General features: G+C 66.9%; 16 protein-coding genes. 3 read left to right on the top strand and 13 right to left on the bottom strand.

Features of this window, described 5'->3' with window-relative positions; translation table 11 throughout:
- The first annotated feature begins 14 nt into the window (after window positions 1-14).
- Window positions 15-1,289 carry a TetR/AcrR family transcriptional regulator gene (locus tag FB390_RS09915; RefSeq protein ID WP_141808694.1) on the top strand — a complete coding sequence of 425 codons (1,275 nt, stop codon included), beginning with the start codon at window positions 15-17 and terminating at the stop codon, window positions 1,287-1,289.
- Between the two features lie 98 nt (window positions 1,290-1,387).
- On the opposite strand, the gene FB390_RS34170 is transcribed toward FB390_RS09915, so the two are convergent.
- The 11 genes from FB390_RS34170 to FB390_RS09860 all read right to left on the bottom strand — a co-directional run bounded on the left by FB390_RS34170 (window position 1,388) and on the right by FB390_RS09860 (window position 11,631).
- Complete coding sequence (locus FB390_RS34170; RefSeq protein WP_246123941.1) at window positions 1,388-2,191, bottom strand: hypothetical protein; 804 nt, start codon at window positions 2,189-2,191, stop codon at window positions 1,388-1,390.
- A 12-nt stretch (window positions 2,192-2,203) separates the two neighbouring features.
- Complete coding sequence (locus tag FB390_RS09905; RefSeq protein WP_141808693.1) at window positions 2,204-3,382, bottom strand: MCE family protein; 1,179 nt, start codon at window positions 3,380-3,382, stop codon at window positions 2,204-2,206.
- A complete protein-coding gene (locus FB390_RS09900; protein WP_141808692.1) occupies window positions 3,379-4,491 on the bottom strand; it encodes an MCE family protein in 1,113 nt (370 codons plus the stop codon). The genes FB390_RS09905 and FB390_RS09900 overlap by 4 nt, the downstream gene beginning before the upstream one ends.
- Window positions 4,488-5,585, bottom strand: a complete 1,098-nt coding sequence (locus tag FB390_RS09895; protein WP_141808691.1) for an MCE family protein — start codon at window positions 5,583-5,585, stop codon at window positions 4,488-4,490. The genes FB390_RS09900 and FB390_RS09895 overlap by 4 nt, the downstream gene beginning before the upstream one ends.
- A complete protein-coding gene (locus tag FB390_RS09890) occupies window positions 5,585-6,595 on the bottom strand; it encodes an MCE family protein (protein ID WP_141811654.1) in 1,011 nt (336 codons plus the stop codon). Before FB390_RS09890 ends, FB390_RS09895 begins: the two co-directional genes overlap by 1 nt.
- Complete coding sequence (locus FB390_RS09885) at window positions 6,595-7,617, bottom strand: MCE family protein (RefSeq protein ID WP_141808690.1); 1,023 nt, start codon at window positions 7,615-7,617, stop codon at window positions 6,595-6,597. The genes FB390_RS09890 and FB390_RS09885 overlap by 1 nt, the downstream gene beginning before the upstream one ends.
- Window positions 7,618-9,042 carry an MlaD family protein gene (locus tag FB390_RS09880; RefSeq protein WP_141808689.1) on the bottom strand — a complete coding sequence of 475 codons (1,425 nt, stop codon included), beginning with the start codon at window positions 9,040-9,042 and terminating at the stop codon, window positions 7,618-7,620.
- Window positions 9,043-9,051: 9 nt separating this feature from the next.
- The gene (locus FB390_RS09875; RefSeq protein WP_141808688.1) at window positions 9,052-9,915 is read right to left on the bottom strand and encodes an ABC transporter permease; all 864 of its coding nucleotides are present in this window, start codon (window positions 9,913-9,915) and stop codon (window positions 9,052-9,054) included.
- Window position 9,916: 1 nt separating this feature from the next.
- Window positions 9,917-10,798 carry an MlaE family ABC transporter permease gene (locus FB390_RS09870; protein WP_425465855.1) on the bottom strand — a complete coding sequence of 294 codons (882 nt, stop codon included), beginning with the start codon at window positions 10,796-10,798 and terminating at the stop codon, window positions 9,917-9,919.
- A gap of 420 nt (window positions 10,799-11,218) precedes the next feature.
- A complete protein-coding gene (locus FB390_RS09865; protein ID WP_425465854.1) occupies window positions 11,219-11,449 on the bottom strand; it encodes a hypothetical protein in 231 nt (76 codons plus the stop codon).
- Window positions 11,407-11,631, bottom strand: coding sequence for a hypothetical protein (locus tag FB390_RS09860; protein ID WP_141808687.1), 225 nt, complete (start codon window positions 11,629-11,631; stop codon window positions 11,407-11,409). The genes FB390_RS09865 and FB390_RS09860 overlap by 43 nt, the downstream gene beginning before the upstream one ends.
- 315 nt (window positions 11,632-11,946) lie before the next feature.
- Here FB390_RS09860 and FB390_RS09855 point away from each other — a divergent pair, with 315 nt between their 5' ends.
- The gene (locus FB390_RS09855) at window positions 11,947-12,855 is read left to right on the top strand and encodes an oxygenase MpaB family protein (RefSeq protein WP_141811651.1); all 909 of its coding nucleotides are present in this window, start codon (window positions 11,947-11,949) and stop codon (window positions 12,853-12,855) included.
- Between the two features lie 24 nt (window positions 12,856-12,879).
- On the opposite strand, the gene FB390_RS09850 is transcribed toward FB390_RS09855, so the two are convergent.
- The gene (locus tag FB390_RS09850; RefSeq protein ID WP_141808686.1) at window positions 12,880-14,007 is read right to left on the bottom strand and encodes a serine hydrolase domain-containing protein; all 1,128 of its coding nucleotides are present in this window, start codon (window positions 14,005-14,007) and stop codon (window positions 12,880-12,882) included.
- A gap of 443 nt (window positions 14,008-14,450) precedes the next feature.
- Window positions 14,451-15,629, bottom strand: a complete 1,179-nt coding sequence (locus tag FB390_RS09845) for a methyltransferase (RefSeq protein WP_141808685.1) — start codon at window positions 15,627-15,629, stop codon at window positions 14,451-14,453.
- A gap of 1,212 nt (window positions 15,630-16,841) precedes the next feature.
- On the opposite strand from FB390_RS09845, the gene FB390_RS09835 reads away from it, so the two are divergent.
- A complete protein-coding gene (locus tag FB390_RS09835) occupies window positions 16,842-18,224 on the top strand; it encodes a helix-turn-helix domain-containing protein (protein WP_141808683.1) in 1,383 nt (460 codons plus the stop codon).
- Window positions 18,225-18,251 lie beyond the last annotated feature (27 nt).

Below are 18,251 nucleotides of genomic sequence, written 5' to 3'. Positions count from 1 at the left end.
GTTAGCATCGCCGCATGGACGCGCAGAAAGGCGGCGCCCGCCGGGAGGCGGCGAGCGGTGAGAACGCACGGGCGATCCGCCGTCGGCCGCGAAACCGGCGGGCGCAGATCGCGGCGACCTCCGCGGAGGCCTTCGGCGCACTCGGCTACCACGGCGTCAGCATGGAAGAGATCGCCTCCCGGCTCGACATCAGCTCCACCGCGCTGTATCGCCACTACCCCAGCAAGTACGCACTGTTCCGCGAGGAGGCGCTGCGGCTGAGCGCGCTCTGCGCGGAGGCGGTCCACCTGCCCGACCACCTGGCCGAGGCCGACGCGCAGCGCAGGCTCGAGCACATCGTCGACACGCTCATCGAGAAGTCGATCGCCAACCGCCGCGGCGCCGCGCTGCTGCGCTGGCAGAGCCGCTACCTCGAGCAGGACGACTATCGGATCCTGATCGACCAGCTGATCGAGGCGTACCGGGTGGTCGGCGCGTTGCTCGCCGAGACGCGGCCCGAACTCGCGCGCGCGGACAGCGTCGTGCTGGCCACCGCGGTGCTCAGCGTCATCGGCAGCATCTCCGATCACCACGTGTCCATCCCGGTGCGGTCGCTGACCAAGCTGCTGCGCACGGCGTGCCTGGATGTCGTCGGCTGCGACCTGCCGCCGATCGGCGACGAACCGGCCACCGAGGGGGCCACCGAGGTTCCGCTCCGGTTCAAGCACGAGCTGCTGCTGCGGCGCGCCATCGAACTGTTCCACGAGCGCGGCTATCCGAACGTCAGCGTCGAGGACATCGCCAATGCCGCCGAGCTGCCCGCGTCCTCGGCCGTCTATCGCTTCTACCGGAGCAAGGGTGATCTGCTCGCCGCCGCGTTTCGCCGTGCGGCGGACCGGGTATCGGCCGCCATCGGACCGGCCATCGCCGCCTCCGACGGTGACCCGGAGCGCGCGCTCATCAGGCTCGTCGAGCTGTACGTGGCCGGTTCGTTCGCCGAGCGGGAGCTGACCTTCGTCTACTACGCCGAGATCAGCAACGTGCCGCAGGAGGACCGCACCGTACTGCGAAACATCCAGCGGCTCAACGTCGAAGAGTGGGCGAAGCTCGTCGTCGGGGTGCGCCCGGAACTGTCCGCCGCCGAGTCGCGGGTGCTGGTGCACGCCGCCTTCGCGTTGGTCGTCGACCTCGGCCAGTGGTTGGGCCCGGACAATCCGTCCAGCTCGCAGGCGCGGGTCATCCACCTCATGCAGGTCATCCTGTTCGGCAGGGCAGCGGCGCCACCGCACCGAACGAACTGCCACCGCTGAACGAACCGCGCCGCGCCGAACGAACCGCGCTCTGGTCGGCCGCGTTCACCAACTGCGCCGGCGAACTCGCGGCGCAGAAATCGCGGCGCTGACGGAACCTACTGCTGCGGCGCGGGGACCAGCGGCGAGTTCACCTTGTTCACCAACCACTTACCGTCCACCTTGGCCATGCGCATCACCATGGACAGCTGGCCGGGCGCGGGCTTGCCCTGGGTGCCGACGCTGGTGATGGTCTGGCCGATCACCACGATCGCCTCGGCCGAGGTCTCGTCGCCGGTCTTCACCGCGCACTGCACGTCGTTGGTCTTGGAGACCACCTCGCCTTGGGACAGCACCTCTTTCAGCTCGCGGCTGGTGTCGTCGAACTGCTTCTTCCAGTCGCCGGTCGCGCCGTCGAGCACCGCGGTGAAGTAGGCGTCGAGGTTCTTGGCGTCGTAGTTGGCGAGCACGGGCGCGTACGCGCAGGCCGCCGCCCTGGCCTCCTCGTGGGCGGCCAGCAGGGCCTCGTTGTTCTTGTTCTGCACGTAGAAGTAGCCGGTCGAGGCGATCGCGCCGCCCAGCAGGACGGCCACGGCCGCGCGTGCCGCGACGAGGCCCTTCGTGCCACCGGGGATCTTCAGACGGTCCCGCCAGCTCGGCCCCACCGCAGCAGGTTTCCCGTCTCCGGAGGCTTCGTCGGCCGACTCCCGCATCCGCTGATCATGCTGCGGCGCAGCGTCTTTCGCATCCCCGCCGACCTTGTCGATGGAGACCCCGGACTCCACCCCAGCGGCCTTTCCGCCCTGGGCGAACTTCTCGGTGGACGGCGCGGCCTGCGCCTCGGCAACCGCGGCGGTCGAATCCGCGGACCCGCTATCCTCCGCTTCGGGCGCGGCGCCGTTGTCGACATCGTTGTCACTCATGGCTTTTCCTTCCTATCGCCCGGGAACGGGTCGGGACAGTTCGTTTCCGGTCACGCCCGGCGGCGGGCCGGAACCGTTGTCGGGCACGTTGGGCCGCGGCGCGTTGGCCGAACCGCGCACCTGGAGCGCAGGGTTGTTGGTGACGCAGTAGTTGTAGAGCCGCACCCTGGTGTCGGTGGTGGCCAGCGTCGGCACGACCGGGATGGTCTCGTAGTCGCAGGTCGGCCGAGGCCAGGGGTCGACGAGGGTGTGGAAGGCGCCGTCGTGCGCCGGGATACCGATCGCCTCGGTGCCGGTGCGCAGGGCGGGGAACAGCGCCGCGATGGCGGGCTGGCGCAGCTTCGCCGACTTGGTGATGGCCACGAAGTTCGTCACCAGATTGGTCACCGGATCCTCGGTCTCGGCCACGAAGCCGCCCAGCGTTGCCAGCTGGCCGGGCGCTAGGTCGAGGAAGCGGCGGACCTCCTGGTCGGCGGCGGTCAGCTGCTCGAACAGCGCGCCCGCGCCGGTGGTGAGGGTCGTCAGGTCGGGCTGGGCGTGCGAGGTGGTCTCCGCGATGATCTCGAGGTTCTCGATCAACTGCCTGGTCTGCGGGAGCAGGTCGTTGAGACCCGCCATTGCCCTGCTGATGCCGGAGATCATGTTGCGCAGGCGATCCGGGCCGCCCGCCAGCGCCTTGTCCAGCTCGTCGACGATCACGGTGAGCCGCTGCGGGTTCAGCCCGCCGATCATGCCGCTCACGTTCGTCAGCACGGACTGCACCGAGACCGGGGCCTTCGTGCGCGACACCGGCACCACATCGCCGTCGCCGAGGTAGGGACCAGTGTCGGAGTCCGGCCGGAAGTCCAGGTACTGCTCACCTGCGGCGGACAGGCGCCCGACCGCGACCGTGCCACCGACCGGGATGCGCGCCGAGGACTGGATCTCGGCGATGGCCTCGATACCGACGTCCGCCACCCTGACCTCGCGCACCAACCCGACCCTGGTGCCTCGGAACGTGACGTCGTTGTTCGCCAGCAACCCGCCGGAGGTCTGCAATTGCACGGTGACCAGGTACGTGTTCGGCACCGGATCGAAGCGCAGCACCTGCGAACTCAGGTAGACCGAGCCCGCGACCAGCACGAGCACCAGGCCGATGTTGGCGACCGTGATGCGCTTGTGTACCAAGTAATTCCAGAGCGGGATGTTCATCGTCCGCCCTCCGTGCGCGGCGGGCTGTTGAGCCTGCCGATCACCTTCTCGATGACCTGCGCGAGGCTGCCGATGAAGGCGGGCACGTCACCGAGCTCCGGCGGACGGCTGCCGCTCGGGTCGGTCAGCGCGCCCAGGCTGAGGTACGAAACCGTCGCCCCCACCGACAGATTCGGCCCGTCGAACGACGCCATGACGGACGGATACATCTGATCGAAGCGTTCCAGCGCCAGCCCCAATTCCTCGCCCATCTGGGTGAATCCGGACATCAGCCGCTGGATGCTGTCGAAGAGGCCGACGAACTCCGGCCCGGTGGTCTCGGTGAAATCGCCGAGCGCGGACATGGTCACCGACACCTTGCCGATCAATGCCGAGATGTCCCTGTTGTTCTCGGCGAACAGGCCGAGCAGCGCGGGGAAGGTGTCGGCCGCCGCGCCGAGTTCCGCTTTGCGCGCCGCCAATTCGCCGGTCAGCAAGTTGATGCCGGAGAGCACGCTGTCGATGTCGGCGGTGCGCCGGTTCAGCGCATCGATGGCGCTGCTCAATTCGATGAGCAGGTGCGACAGCTGCGGCGCCCGCCCGGCGAACATCGAGTTCATCTCGGTGGTGATCTTGGCGGCCTGATTGAGCCCACCGCCGTTGAGCAGCATGGAGATCGAGACCATCAGCTGCTCCACCGACGCGCCCGCCGAGGTGTGCTCGGTGCCGATCGTGTCGCCAGGGCGCAGCATCTCCGTGCTGTCCTGCGCGGCGGGCAGGGTCATGGCGACGAAGATGTCGCCGAGCGGGGTGGCCTGGCGCAATTCCGCGGTGGTGCCGCGCGGCAGCCGGATGTCCTCGCGGATCTCCATTTCCACGTCGGCGAGGAAGTTGGTGGTGCTGATGGCGGTCACCACGCCGATATCGGTGCCGCCGATCTTCACGTGCGCGCGATCCGGCAGATTGAGCGCGTCGCGGAACGCGGCGTGGATCTTGTATCCGGGTGCGCCGATGCCCGGCTTGGGCAGCGGCACGTTGTCCACGGTCACGGCGCAGCCGGTCGCCGCGCCGATGCTCGCGGCGGCCAACCCGGCCGCGATGGTGCGGCGCAACGCCGCCTTCGTCCTCATTTCGCGATCCCCAGCAGTGCGGCGGTGAGACCGAAATCCGGTCCCATGTCTTGGATCTTTCCGGTGCGACAGCCGTCCAGCCGCAGCTGAATCCGCTCGCAGAACAACGCGAGCGCCTCGCCATCCAGCACGGCCTTGTCGAGCAAGCCGTGCAGCCGGACGGCCTGATGCTCGCGGCTCATCGCATTGGTGATGTTCTCGAAGAACAGCGGTGTGACGTCGACGATCTCGATGAGCTGACGCGAGTTCGCGCGCATCTGCTCGGTGATCGCGACGAAACGGGTGAGCGCGCCTGCCAACTGGTCTCGGTTCTGTCCCACCACCGTCGCGGTGTTGTTCACGAAATCGTTGAGCTGGGTCAGCACCGCGTGCAGGCCGGGCGACTGCTCGCCCATCAAACGCACCAATTCGGTGAGCCTGCCGCTGAAGTCGCGCACCGTCTGATCGTTGGACGCGATCACGTGGGTGATCTCGTTCAGCTCGACGATGGTGTTGGCGATCTGGTCCTTGTTGGCGAGAGTCACCTCGAACGCGGCGGAGAGGGAGTCGAGCGTCTCCCGCAATCGGTCGCCGTTGCCGTCGAGCAGCGGGAACAGCACCCGGCTCGCCATCGGGCCGCTCTCGTTGTCACCTTTCAGCGCCGCGCCCAGCTGGTCGAAATTCTCCAGGATCCGGTCCAGTTCGACCGGCGTCCTGGTGCGCGCGAGCGGGATGTGCGCGCCGTCGGCGAGGGCCGGGCCGCCGGTGTAGGCGGGGGCCAGCTCGACGTGCCGGTTGGTGATCAGCTGCGGTGAGACCAGCGCCGCGATGGCGTCGGCCGGCACCTTCACGTCCTTGTCGATGGACATGGTGACCTCGACGTAGCTGCCGCGCGCGGTGACGGTGTCGACCCGGCCCACCGGCACGCCGAGTACGGCGACCTCGTTGCCGGCGTACAGGCCCGCCACGTTCTCGAAATCCGCGCTGATCCGCAGTTGTTCGCCTAGATATCGGTCGGGTAGCGAACTCACGCTCTCGGGCAGCAGCGAACAGCCGCTGCTCACGGCCGCGGCCACGCACAGGGCGGCCAGCTTCGAGACTCCACGAATCGTCATCAGTTGCACCCCGGTACCGCTTGCGCGAAACACAGCCAGTTGTCCGGGAAGACCCATGGCGCCCAGACTTCGCCGTACGGCCCGTTGCCGAGCGCGTTGTTGAACTGCCGCATGGCCACCGGCATGATCTCGTACAGCCGGTCCAGGTTCTCCCGGTTCTTCTCCAGCCCCTCGGTCATCGTGTTCAGGTTCTGGATGAGCGGCCCGAGCTGGTCGTTGTTCTCGATGCCCATCTCCTGGAGCAGGGCCGACAGCGCCGCGACGTTGTCGAGCAGCTGGCGCAGCAGGTCCTGGCGCAGCGCGACCGCGTTGCCGATCGCCTCGCCGCGGGTGAGCAGCAGCAGCACGCTGTTCTGGTTGTCCGCGACCAGCTGCGAGACCTCGTCCATGCTCTTCAGCAGCAGGTCGACCTCGTCGCGACGGTCGTTGATCACCTTGGCCAGCGCGCCGATGCTGTCCAGCGCGGCGACGGTCAGCTGCGGTGAGTCGCCCATCTGCTGGTCGAACACATCCAGCGCCTGGCGCAGCTTGCCGGGATCGATCCGCTCGATCCGCTCGAAGGACGACTTGTACTGCGGGTCCTGGATGACCTTGCCGAGGTTGTACGGAACGGAAGTGTTGGACAGCCGGATGGTGTTGTCCGGCAGTCCCTTTCCGTCGCCCGGCGTGAGTTCGATGTGCAGCCTGCCGAGGATGGTCGACATCTCGAGCGCGGCCCGCGCGTTCGGCCCGAGCCGCAGATCGCGGCGCACGCGCAGGTCGACGACAACCTTGTCACCGTCCAGCCGCACGGCTCGGACCTGACCGACCTCGATGCCCGACACGTCGACCGTCGCGCCCGGCCGCAGGCCCGCCGCCTGGGCGAACTCGGCCTTGATCGTCTTGTCCGACAGCCGCGCCTCGGACACCACGCTGGATCCGACCAGCAGCAGCGCCACGAACGCCGCGGCGAGCACGCCGAGCCAGAGATAGCGGTTCGTCGAATATCTCGGCAACCGAATCCGAGCCATCATCGGCAGACCTCCGATTGGGATTCGCCGCCGACCTGCGAGAACAAGCCCGGCGGGAGCAGCACGCCCCAGAGCGAGACGTCGAGGCGGCAGATGTAGGCGTTGCCGTACGCGCCGTAGCTGGTGAAGCGGGCCAGCGCGTTGAGCAGGGTCGGGAACTGCACCGCGGCCTTGTCCAGCGCGGCGCCGTTGAGCAGCAGCATCGCGATGCCGGTGGTGGCGTCGTTCTGTGCCCCGGCGAGGTCGGGCTGCACCTGGGCGATGAGCGAGACCAGGGAGTCGGTGGACTTCGCCACCAGATCGACGGACTGCTTGAGCGACTCGCCTTCGGCGTAGAGCGCCTCCACCAGTGCCCTGGACTGAGCGATGAGCGTCTCCAATTCCGCTGAGCGGTTGGCCAATCCGGCGATGACGCTGCTCAGGTTGGTGATCACCTCGCCGAGGATGCGGTCGCGCTGGCCGAAGGTGCCCGCCAGATCGGCGGCCTGGGTGATCAGGGCGCTCAGCGAGACGCCGTCGCCCTGCAACGCCTGAATCAGCGTCTCCGACAGCGAGTTCACCTGGTCGGGTTGCAGCACGCTGAACAGCGGCTCGAAACCGGAGAGCAGCGCCGAGACGTCGAAGGACGGTTCGGTGTTCGCCAGCGAGATGTGGCCGCCGGGCGGCAGCGGATCGCCCTCCTCCTTGCCGGGGACGAGCGCGATATAACGCTGGCCGATCAGGTTCTGGTATCGCACAAGCGCTCTGGTCGATGTGGTCAGTCGCTGCCGGTCCTGGATGCGGAAGTCGATGACCGCCTTGTAGTCGTCGTCGAAATCGATCCGGTCGACCCGGCCGACCCGCACGCCCGCCATGCGGACGTCGTCACCGACCCGCACGCCCATCACATCGGAGAAGGTCGCCGAATAGGTGTGCGTGTCACCCGGCACCGAGCGCTGCAGGGTCGACCAGATGGTGTAGGTCAGCGTGATGGCCAGCACGGCGAAGAAGCCGAAGCCCGCGAGGGCTCTTCCGGATTTCATCTAGTTGCCCCCTTCGGTGTGCGAGGTGTCGTACACGGTCACCGACCCGCCGGCCAGCAGCGGCGTCAGCAGCAGGAGTTGCGCGGCGGTCGGTTGGCCGCCGACGATCGCCGCGACTCCGGCGTGCCCCCGGCCGCCCGCGATCGGCCGCGCGGCGGGAGTGCCCGTGGCGGGCACGGTGATTCCGGGAATCGCGGGGAGACCGGGAATCTCGAGGCCGGGAATCACGGGCAGACTGGGGAGGCCCGGAAGTGCAGGGGTCACTTCGATTCCCGGGATGGCGAGTGTCGGCCGCGGTCCGGCGGCGTCGAGCCAGCGCGGCTGCAACTGCGCGGGATACTCCTGCTCCGGCGCGACTTCCGGTACCGTCGGACCGCCGCATCGGGGGCCCGTCAGGTAACCGTAGGACGGGCAGTCCGCTGCGGTGTACTGCTGGAAGGGCGTGAAGCTGACGTCCATCTTCCACACCATCTGGCGGCTCGGGCCGAAGTGGAACACGGTGGCCAGCTTCGCCAGCGACGCGTTGAGGTTGCGCGCGGTGTCCGGAATGGCCTGCGGGTCCTGGGCCAGACTGCCGAACAGCTCGTCCAAGCCGGGGACGAGATCCTTTGCCGCGTCCGGGTTTCTGGCGAACAGCGAGTTGACCGAGTCGATGGTGCTGCCAGCGTTGGCGAGCAGCGCGACGAGGTTGTCACGGCGCTCGGTGAGCGTCCGTGCCGCCGTGACCGACTCGGCGAGCACGCCCACCAGGTCGGGAGCCGACTTGCTGAGTTCCGTCGTGGCCCGGCCGAGATCGCCGAGCAGTTCGCCGACGCCGGGGATCGCGCGCACTTCCGTGACCCAGCGGTCCAGCCGCTCGATCGTCGAACCCGGTACGCGCGCGGCGGGGTCGAGCGCGGCGGCGAGGGTCGCGAGCACCCGGCCGAGCTTCTCGGGCTGGATGTTGTCGAGCACGTCGCGCAGGACGGTGAGCGTGGTCTGCAATTGCATCGTCGAGGTGCTGGTGTCCTCCGGGATCACCGCTCCGGCGGCCAGTTTCGCGCCCGCCGACCCGTTGTCGACGAGTTCGATCGCGGTGACGCCGAACAGGTTGTTTGGCACCACTCTGGCCGTGACACCGGCCGGAATCGTCGGCGCGACGGCGGGTTTCAGGTGGATCTCGGCGCGCTGCCGTTCCCCCTTGGCGACCACCTCGACGCCCGCGACCGTGCCGACCACCATGCCGCGGAACTTCACGTCTGCCCGCGTGGGCAGGCCGTCGCCGGTGCTGGTCAGTTCGGCGGTCACCCGGACCTTGTCCTCGAAGAAGCCGTTGTAGCGCAGCATCAGCAGGCCGAGCAGAATCGCGGTGGCCGTCAGCATGGCGAGACCGGCCAGGGAGAGCTGGCGGGCGCTCGGCCCGCGGCCACTGGGATCGAGAAGCATGCGCGGCCCCTATCCCGAGATCCGGAAGCCGGGGTCGATGCCCCAGATGGCCAGTGTCATGAACAGATTCGCGAAGACCATCACGACGATCACCATCTTGATGGCCTGACCGGCCGCGACGCCCACGCCCTCCGGCCCGCCCGAGGCGACATAGCCGTAGTAGCACTGGATGAACGACGCGAGCAGCACGAAGACGACGACTTTGAGCAGCGAGAAGAAGACATCGGTCCCGATGAGGAATTGGAAGAAGTAGTGGTCGTAGGTGCCCGCCGAGGTGCCGCCGAGGAAGAGCACGGAGAGCTTGGTCGCCAGGTACGCCATGGCCAGGCCGACCGTGTAGAGCGGGACGATGGTGAGCGTGGACGCGATCATCCTGGTGCTCACCAGATACGGAAGCGGCCGGATGGCAATGGATTCCAGCGCGTCGATCTCCTCGGAGATCCGCATCGCGCCGAGTTGCGCGGTGAACCGGCAGCCGGCCTGGATGGCGAAGGCCAGCGTCGCCAGGATCGGAGCCAGCTCGCGCGTGGTGGCGAATCCGGAGATCGCGCCGGTCAGCGGGCCCATCGTGAGCAGGTTGAGCGCGGTGAACGACTCCATGCCGACGGTGATGCCGCCGAACGCGCACAGGATGATCACCACGCCCACCGTGCCGCCGCCGACGACGAGCGAGCCGTTGCCCCAACCGATATCGGCGGTCAGTCGAAGCACTTCCTTGCGATAGTGCTTCAGCACGTACGGAATCGCGCCCAGCGCCTGGAAGAACGTGATGGCTTGGTGGCCGAGTCGCTGATTCGCCCGGTACGGCACGGCGACCGCGGTACCGACTGCCCGGAATGGTTTCAGGGCGGGCGGGGTGTACTTCGTACCCACCTCAGATCACCTTCGTCGGAAACAGCGTGTTGTACAGCTGGGTGAGGATGATGTTGGTGGCGAAGAGCATCAGCGCCGAGGTGACGACCGCGGAGTTCACCGCGTTCGCGACACCGCCGGGACCGCCCTTGGCGTGCAATCCGATATCGCAGGCGATGATCGCGGTGAGCGCGCCGAAGATGGCGGCTTTCACCAGCGCGACGATGAGATCGTTGGCCACCGCGAACGACGCGAACGAGCCGATGAACGAACCCGGCGTGCCGGATTGGGCGTACACGTTGAACATGTAGGCCGTCGCGAAGCCGACGAACACGATGAACCCGCACAGCAGCATGCTGACCAGCACCGCCGCCACCAGACGCGGCGCGACGAGCCTGCGCACCGGATCGACGCCCATCACCATCATGGCGTCGATCTCCTCGCGGATGGTGCGCGACCCGAGGTCCGCGCAGATCGCCGAGCCGACCGCGCCCGCGATCATCAGCGAGGTGACCAGCGGCGCACCCTGCCGGATGATGCCGAGTCCGGCGACCGCGCCGATGAACGTCGTCGCGCCGACCTGATTCACCAACGCCCCGACCTGAATCGAGACGACGACGGCGATCGGGATCGCGACGAACACCGTCGGCGCGGCGGAGACGCTCGACATGAAGGCGCACTGCCGGATGAACTCGTGGTACGGGAAGCGCCGGGCGACGATCGCGCGGAACAGTTCGATCATCGCGTCGCGCCCGAGCATCACCTGCCTGCCGAGGGTTTCCAGCGACCGCTGCGGATGGCGCCGCCACAGACCTTTCAGATCCTCGACGGCCTGCTCCAGATCGGTGCGCTCCGGAGAATCACCCGGTTCGATCCGACCCGGAGGTCGTTCGATGGTTGTCACGCTGCCCGAGTCCTTTCTCGGCCTTCATTTCGCTCACTTCGCCGACCGTCAACGGTGACCCCCTCGAGGGCGCGGAGCGTGTGAAGTGTCGCACGGGGATAGCGAGCGACACAAGTCACATGTGAATAGAAATTCTCAACAAATTACGAAGCAATGCTGTCATGGGATGAGCTGGCTTCGATTACCGAGCAGGCCGTTCACCTGCGAAGAAGTCGAAGTGATCGCCGTACTTCCGTGCCCATATCAGACACGCGACGCCAGGCAAGTGACCAGACAGTCACATATTCCGGACACCCATCTACGTCACGTCCGGTCAGCGCCGAGCAGGTGCCCATATGCGTAGACGGCGCACGAGCAACCCGGTCTTATCCGTTGGCAGGTACTCACGCAGAGAACCACACCCCGAGCAGGTAAACCCGCTCACGCCGGTTCGCCGAGGAAGTGCCGCAACTCAACCAGCCCGTAGCCGACGACGGCGACGCCCGCGGCGACGACACTCAGCACTGCGAGCCAAAGCCCATAGCGCAGAAACGGATTCACTTTCATCCGCCCACCGAGGACCTTGACGCCGATCACCAGGATGTCGATGAGCCACACCAGGATCATCATCAGGTCATGCACACATTCGAGAAGGTGAGCACCGGCCAGCACACGATCGATCCGAGGAACGAGATCACCACGTCGATGCCGTGCATCTCACGCAGATGACTCGTGTGAGTCAGCGTCCAGACGACTCCGACGAGCACGTACGGGATTCCGAGGATGATGAACGTCCCGAGGAACTCGGAGACCTTCATCTCGTAGCTGAATATTCGATCCAGCCTCTTGAGCATGTACGTCGCATCCTTTCCTGCACCGGCCGCACCCGATCGAGGTCACCCGCGCGCACCGATGGAGATCGCGACGTCGCGGGCGTACCCGACCGCTGAGATCCGGTCCGGCATGGTCCCGTATGTTACGCACGATTCACGCCGGGACGGAAGCTTTTCGCCGATATTCCTGTTCAGAACACGACCACACTTCTACGGTCTCGCAGCGCCGCGAAACTGGGCAAATCCCGAGCATGGCGCAGCCTTGTCATGCAGAATGATCGGTAACATAATCGACCGATGGGTGATCACACCCGGGAACCCGACGGAAGGACTCCGATGACCGCGGTCGCCCACTCCTCGCACCAGAACGAACCGGCGCCACTGACCAAGGAGCAGACGCGCATCCCGATAAGCTCCGCGCACCGTCCGTTCACCAAGCGGCCGATCAGACTGTCCGACGCGCTGGACTTCTGGTCCTTCGCCGGCGCGGCTGCCAACGTGGCGATGCAAATGGCAAGGCCCGGAGTGGGTTACGGCGTCGCGGAGAGCAAGGTGGAATCCGGTGCGCTGATGAAGCGTCCGTGGAAGCGCGCCCGCACCACCACCCAGTACCTGGCGGTGGCGATCCTGGGCACCGAGGAAGAGCGCATGGCCTATCGCAAGGCGGTCGACTCGGTGCACCGCCACGTGCGGTCCGAGCCCGGGGCGCCGGTGAAGTACAACGCCTTCGACCGCAACCTCCAATTGTGGGTCGCGGCATGCCTGTACATCGGCTTCGAGGACACCTACCAGCTGCTCCAAGGCAAGATGAACGACGAGCAGGCCGAAGCCTTCTACGCCTCGTCCTCGACTCTTGGCACCACGCTTCAGGTCACCGAGGACATGTGGCCCAAGACGCGCGCCGAGTTCGACGTCTACTGGAACGAGGCCTGCCGCCAGGCCGTCCTCGACGACTACGTGCGCGCCTACGTCGACGACCTGCTGAACCTGCGCATGATCCACTGGTACTTACGTCTGCCGTTCCGGAACCTGTTGAAGTTCTTGACGATCGGCTTCCTCGCGCCGTACTTCCGCGAGCAGATGCGGCTGGAGTGGACGGCCGCCGATCAGCGCCGCTTCGAGCACCTGTTCGTGTTCGTCGGCTTCGTCAACCGGTTCATCCCGCGGTTCCTTCGGCACAGTGGCAGCCACGCGCTGATGGCCGATCTGCGTCGCAGGATCCGCAAGGAGAAGAACCTCGTCTGAGGACTGCCGGGGTTCGGCCGAGCCTTACGGGCACAGTGCGTGTTCGAGCATGCCGATGAGGTCGGGTTCGGTCTCGGGCGCCTTGGTGAGGGCTACGGTGATCGCGCGACCGTCGACGGTCGCGCCGGATACGGTATTGTAGCCGTGGATTCCGCCGCTGTGGCCGAAATATTCTGCACCACAAGGTAATCGGATAGAGCCGAGGCCGAGTCCGTAGGCCGTTCCCGACTCCGGGTCGATTGGCACACCGTCGCGCATCTGCTGGAGTTCCGCGGCCTCCAACACCCGGCCCGCAAGCAGGGCGCCGTAGAAGCGGTTCAGGTCCGTGCCCGAGGAGACCAGGCCGCCCGCCGCCCACGGGATCGACGGCTCGATGCGGGAGACGTCCGTGACGACGCCGTCCAGGGTGGCGTAACCCGCGGGGTGCGGGCCACGGATGTCGCGCTCGCCAGGGCCGGGCAGGTAGGTGTCGGCCAGCCCGAGGGGTTTCAGGATGCGCCGTTCCAGCTCCTCGGCGTACGGAGCTCCGGTCACTCGCTCGATCAGCATCCCGGCGACCAGATAGTTCGCATTGCTGTACCCATAGCGCTCGCCCGGCGCGAACTCCCCCCGCCCACCGTTGACGATCGCGATGGCTTCCGCCGGCGTCATCGTGCGGTTCTCGACTCCCGCGCGGTATTCGTCGGCGCGCGGGTCGTCCGCGAAGTCCGGCAGACCGCTCTGGTGGCGCAGGATCTGCCGGACGGTGATCGCGCCTCCATCGATGCCGTCGCCGCGCAGCAGGCCGGGCAGGTATGTGTCGATCGGTTCGTCGAGGCGCACCTTCTCCTCCGCGACCAGTTGCAGCACCAGCGCGCTGGTGAACGTCTTGGTGACGCTGCCGACGCGGGTCTGTTGCGCGGGTTGTGTCGGGATCGGCGCGTCCGTGCCGATGTCCGCCACCCCGGCCGTACGGACCACGGTCTCGCCGTTCTCGGTCACCGTCGCGATCGCCCCGGTAACCCCCGCCCCGACCACTCGATCGATGTCCTCCTGCACCGCGACGACGCGAGCATCCGAGACTCCCGCCGACTCCGTCGCGCTCTCCGCCGCGCACCCGCCGGCCAGCAAGGCCACTGCGGAAACGGTCACGACGATCGGTACGAGACGCATACCTCGACGGTAGGCACCGCGGACCTCCCCCGCATCGGGGACCACCCCGATTTTCCCCTCAGCCCGGGAGACCAAATCCACGCCGGACCAGCCCCAGCTCCGGCACCCATGGTCCGCTGATGACGGCGGAGCGGCGAGAGCCACCGATGACCACGCGCCATTGCTGACGGCCCGAGGCAACGAGGCCACCGGAGCCCACCGCTCCACTCGTAACGGCCAGCGCCACGAGACCGCCGGCGCCCACCACTCCACTCGTAACGGCCAACGCCACGAGACCGCCGGCGCCCACCACTCCACTCGTAACGGCCAGCGCCACGAGACCGCCGGAGTTCACCACTCCGCTGCCCAGCATGCGCGACAGCGATCGGTGCGATCGACGGGAGTCATATGGTGGCGCTGGAAGATCAACTAGCGACCATATGACTACCGTCGAATCCGTTTCTCTATCGACGGGAGAGAAATGGTGGTTGCGGGGTTGGAGCGAGTCGCCAGAGAGCGGTTCGCTCGCGTGTTCGGGCTGCGTGAAGCGGGTCGGTCGGGTCGGCGACGCGTGAGTGGTGAGGAGCTGTCTCGTATCTGGCGATGATCTCGAGGCCGGCGTCGAAGATGCGGGCGAGGAGCTGGTCCCGGGTTCGTAGGCCGAGGTGTTCGGCGAGGTCCGACAGAATCAACCACCCTTCGCCGTGCGGTGTCAGGTGAGCTGTGAGATCACCGAGGAAGCGGTTCAGCACGTCGGACGCGGGGTCATAGATCCCGAGTTCCAAAGCAGAGCTGGGGCATCCGGGCAACCATGGCGGGTTGCAGACGATCAGGTCGGCACGCTGTCGGCCACCAGGCCACATATCGGCCTCGGCGACTCGAACCCGGCCGAGGAGACCGAGTCGCCGCATGTTCTCGCGCGCGCATCGCACCGCACGCGGGTTGATGTCGGTCGCTAGCACTTCTCCGGCGCCACGCCGGGCGAGAACGGCGGCGAGCACCCCGGTGCCGGTGCCGATGTCGAACACGACGGGGTGGGCGACGCCTGCGGGAAAGGGCGCATGGGCAACGAGATCGATGTATTCGTTCCGGGTGGGAGCGAAGACACCGTACGCGGGGTGGAGCCGAGCGCCGAGAGCAGGTATGTCGATGCCCTTCCGGTGCCACTCGTAGGCACTGATGACGCCGAGGAGTTCGGGAAGCGAGACGAGCGTAACTCCGCTGGAGTCTTCCCCTGCGTCATCCGCCGGCTTCCCATACGCGTGCTCGCATGCTGCACGCCCGTCAGGCGCTCGGCGCAGCCGGATCGAGTGATCCCGCTCCAGCGCGATCAGTACTTTCCCGAGCAGCGCCGCTCGTTGCGCGCGAGCCTCCCTGTGTGCGCGAAAAAGGGCGTCGATGCCGCCGTGCCCTGGATCCGGCCGCCTCTGGAGGCGTCGGTCCATGGCACGCAAGAGTTGCCGGGCGTTGTGGAAGTCACCTCGCCACAGCAGACCAGAGCCCGACTGGGCGAGTCGAAAGGCAACATTGGCGGAAGTGCGATCGTCGATGACAACGATGCGGGCCGGCGCTGGAGTCCCGTTCTCCGAACGCCAACAGGCGGTATGTCTCGTTCCATTCTCGGTCCAGCTGACCGTGGACATGTGGTGCTCCCGTGAAGGTCGAAGGTGACACTGACCGACGACGCTTCGAAGGGGAGCAGGCGTGGCTACCCGCCGATCACGAAGGAGGCAGCACGGCTTGCTCCCATGCCGAAGCGCGGGAGCGGCGGTCGCCCAGAACCATGCCCATGTTCACGACAGATCGATTCCTTCCGATCAGGTAGACAGCTGATACTCGCACGATGACCCGAGCGGGCGGCGGCTGGGCCAACAAGGGCAGGTCCGCAACTACTGTGGTGTACCACCGGACTGTGCCGCCAAGCGACACTTTTACGGTGCCCGTCGACCATCCGGACGGATCCTCGCTCGGATCGACATCTATCCCGAAATGAATGCACACTGCGGAGATTTGAACGCCTTATGATTCATTCGCGCAACGGATCTCCAGACAGCGAACTTTCTCCGAACAGCGCGGTCTATCGGGAGCCTCGCCGACACCAGAACCGGCGACTTCCGTTGCCGCGCAGACCTTTCTAGAGCTACATCGAATAACCGTCGGCGCGGGTGTCGGGGACAATGCGGCCCGCCGCGACCAAGGTGCGGAAGGCGGCGCCTTTGCGGGCGCAAGCATCGGCTCGGCAACCCCGGTGCAGCTGCATTGCGCGGTGTGCTTCCGAGACCGTGAAAGGTGTTGCGGGAGCGCGGTGTCCGGCGGCAGAGCGGGGGTCGCCGACGCAGGTTCCGATGATGCCGATGAGGGAGACGACCAGACCGCATCCGGTCAGGATGGACAGCGTCGAGTACATCGGATCACTTGTCTACGGCGCGCCGGAAGCAGTAGGCGGAGGCGGCTAGATACTGGCGGCAGCCACTGCCGTGACCGGCGTGGACGGAGAGGATGAACCTCGCCTTGTCGTAGTCCAAGACCTGCGGTTCTGTTGCGCAGTCTCGACTTTGGACAAGCCACAGTTCGCGCAAGTCCGAATGCGGTACGTTCATCGTCCACCTCCGCGGAGTTCAGTGCACCCGGCGCCGGGAGCGCCGGCGGAACCGCGCTCGAAGCGGCTGGATCATGACCGCCTCGGGACCGTGCGCCGGGTTCCGGAGAGTGGGCGCCCCCATAGGGTCTGGGCACAACCCCGGCGCCGGGTGCGAATACAGAGTGCGGGTTGCGATTGGGTACATAACAGCCCGGAATGCGATAAATGCGAGTAATTTTCGAGTGAATCGGCCTGATGCGAGGAAGCGGGTCCTATGGTTGAGGTCGACTGGACGGGCGAGGACGTGCTTGCCCTTCGCACGGCGATGAAGCGAAGTCGTTACGAGTTCGCACGTTTGGTGGGCGTTACCCCGCGCACCGTGGTCTTGTGGGAGAACGGCCGGACAACCCGGATGCACGCCGCAAGCCGTCGATTACTCGATCGAGTGCTGTCCGAGGCCGATTCAGTCGTCGTCACGCGATTCGAGCGGGCGATCAAGGCGGGTCGCGAAGCGGCAGGCCACACCGACGATGCGAGCGCGGCGCTCGATCGGACAATCAAGCTCGGTAGGGACAAAGCGCAGGCCGGACCGGAGGTTCGGCAGGCGCCGATCGGGCTCGACGAGGAAGTCGAGGATGACGACGTGAGAAGGCGGGAAATGCTGGCCTGCATCAGCGCAGGTCTGGCGGGACACGCTGCCGAACTCTTGGCAAGCGAACCGGAGCGGATGCTCGCGACCCTGGACGCCGGGTCGATGAGCGAGCGCAGGCTCGGTTTCCTGGAAGAATCCACCGCGGCGCTGGGCAAGCAGGTCGTCCAGGTGCCGCCGCACGAGCTGTTGCAGGGCACGCTCGACCAATTCCGCACAGTGCGCGCCTGTCTCGGTGAGCGCCAGGCCACGCCCCACCAGATCCGGCTGGTGCGCACGGCCGGTCGGCTGGCCAACGTGGTCGGCGAGATCTTGTTCAACGAAGGTCATTTCGGCCAGGCACGGCTCTGGTACACCACCGCGATCCACGCGGCCCAGGACATCGGCGACCGCTACTCGGAAGACATCGCGCTCGCCGGTCTCGCCTACCTGCCCACCTACAGCGACAAGCCGAGGGAAGTGCTGCGCCTGCTCGATCCGCGTCTCGCGGAGGACCCGGCGACCGGCGCGGCCGCCGCCTGGCTCTGGGGCATGGCGGCGCGCGCGCACGCCGATCTCGGCGACGAACGCCAATTCGCCTACTGCATCGACAAATCCGCGCGGGCGCTGGACAGCGTCTCGTCCGAGGAGCTGCCGATCGGCATCTTCTCGTTCCGACCGGAGAAGCTCGCCTTCTACCGCGCCATCGGGTACGCCAGGCTCGGTAAGCCCGACGAGACGGCGATCGCGGCGGCGCAGGCCATCTCGCTGTACGACCCGAGCGAGACGATGGAACCCGCGTTGGTGAGCTTCGAGCACGCGACCGCGCTGCTGGCCTCCGGCGAGGTGGACGAGGCCTGCGCGGTCGCCACCGCCGCCATCACCAACGCGAACACCTACATCGGGCTGACGGTCACCAAGCGCGCCAAGCGATTCGACTCGGCGCTGCTGAACAACAGCGGTCGCGCCGTTGGCGAGTGGCGGCAGCGAGCCAGGGAGGTCATCGACGCCCAACGGGTGGACGTGTAGCTGCCCCGGGGGTGGGGGGCGCGCCGG

It is taken from the genome of Nocardia bhagyanarayanae, from assembly GCF_006716565.1.
Classification (GTDB): Bacteria; Actinomycetota; Actinomycetes; order Mycobacteriales; family Mycobacteriaceae; genus Nocardia; species Nocardia bhagyanarayanae.
This window is presented reverse-complemented; position numbering and strand designations above follow the sequence as displayed.

What these genes read in the sequence shown, in the direction of transcription:
- FB390_RS09900 (WP_141808692.1), bottom strand. Translation starts at nt 4,491, where the DNA reads ATGAGGACGAAGGCGGCGTTGCGCCGCACCATCGCGGCCGGGTTGGCC.
- FB390_RS09850 (WP_141808686.1), bottom strand. Translation starts at nt 14,007, where the DNA reads ATGCGTCTCGTACCGATCGTCGTGACCGTTTCCGCAGTGGCCTTGCTG.
- FB390_RS09915 (WP_141808694.1), top strand. Translation starts at nt 15, where the DNA reads ATGGACGCGCAGAAAGGCGGCGCCCGCCGGGAGGCGGCGAGCGGTGAG.
- FB390_RS09885 (WP_141808690.1), bottom strand. Translation starts at nt 7,617, where the DNA reads ATGAAATCCGGAAGAGCCCTCGCGGGCTTCGGCTTCTTCGCCGTGCTG.
- FB390_RS09835 (WP_141808683.1), top strand. Translation starts at nt 16,842, where the DNA reads ATGGTTGAGGTCGACTGGACGGGCGAGGACGTGCTTGCCCTTCGCACG.
- FB390_RS09860 (WP_141808687.1), bottom strand. Translation starts at nt 11,631, where the DNA reads ATGCTCAAGAGGCTGGATCGAATATTCAGCTACGAGATGAAGGTCTCC.
- FB390_RS09855 (WP_141811651.1), top strand. Translation starts at nt 11,947, where the DNA reads ATGACCGCGGTCGCCCACTCCTCGCACCAGAACGAACCGGCGCCACTG.
- FB390_RS09895 (WP_141808691.1), bottom strand. Translation starts at nt 5,585, where the DNA reads ATGACGATTCGTGGAGTCTCGAAGCTGGCCGCCCTGTGCGTGGCCGCG.
- FB390_RS09905 (WP_141808693.1), bottom strand. Translation starts at nt 3,382, where the DNA reads ATGAACATCCCGCTCTGGAATTACTTGGTACACAAGCGCATCACGGTC.
- FB390_RS09880 (WP_141808689.1), bottom strand. Translation starts at nt 9,042, where the DNA reads ATGCTTCTCGATCCCAGTGGCCGCGGGCCGAGCGCCCGCCAGCTCTCC.
- FB390_RS34170 (WP_246123941.1), bottom strand. Translation starts at nt 2,191, where the DNA reads ATGAGTGACAACGATGTCGACAACGGCGCCGCGCCCGAAGCGGAGGAT.
- FB390_RS09845 (WP_141808685.1), bottom strand. Translation starts at nt 15,629, where the DNA reads ATGTCCACGGTCAGCTGGACCGAGAATGGAACGAGACATACCGCCTGT.
- FB390_RS09890 (WP_141811654.1), bottom strand. Translation starts at nt 6,595, where the DNA reads ATGGCTCGGATTCGGTTGCCGAGATATTCGACGAACCGCTATCTCTGG.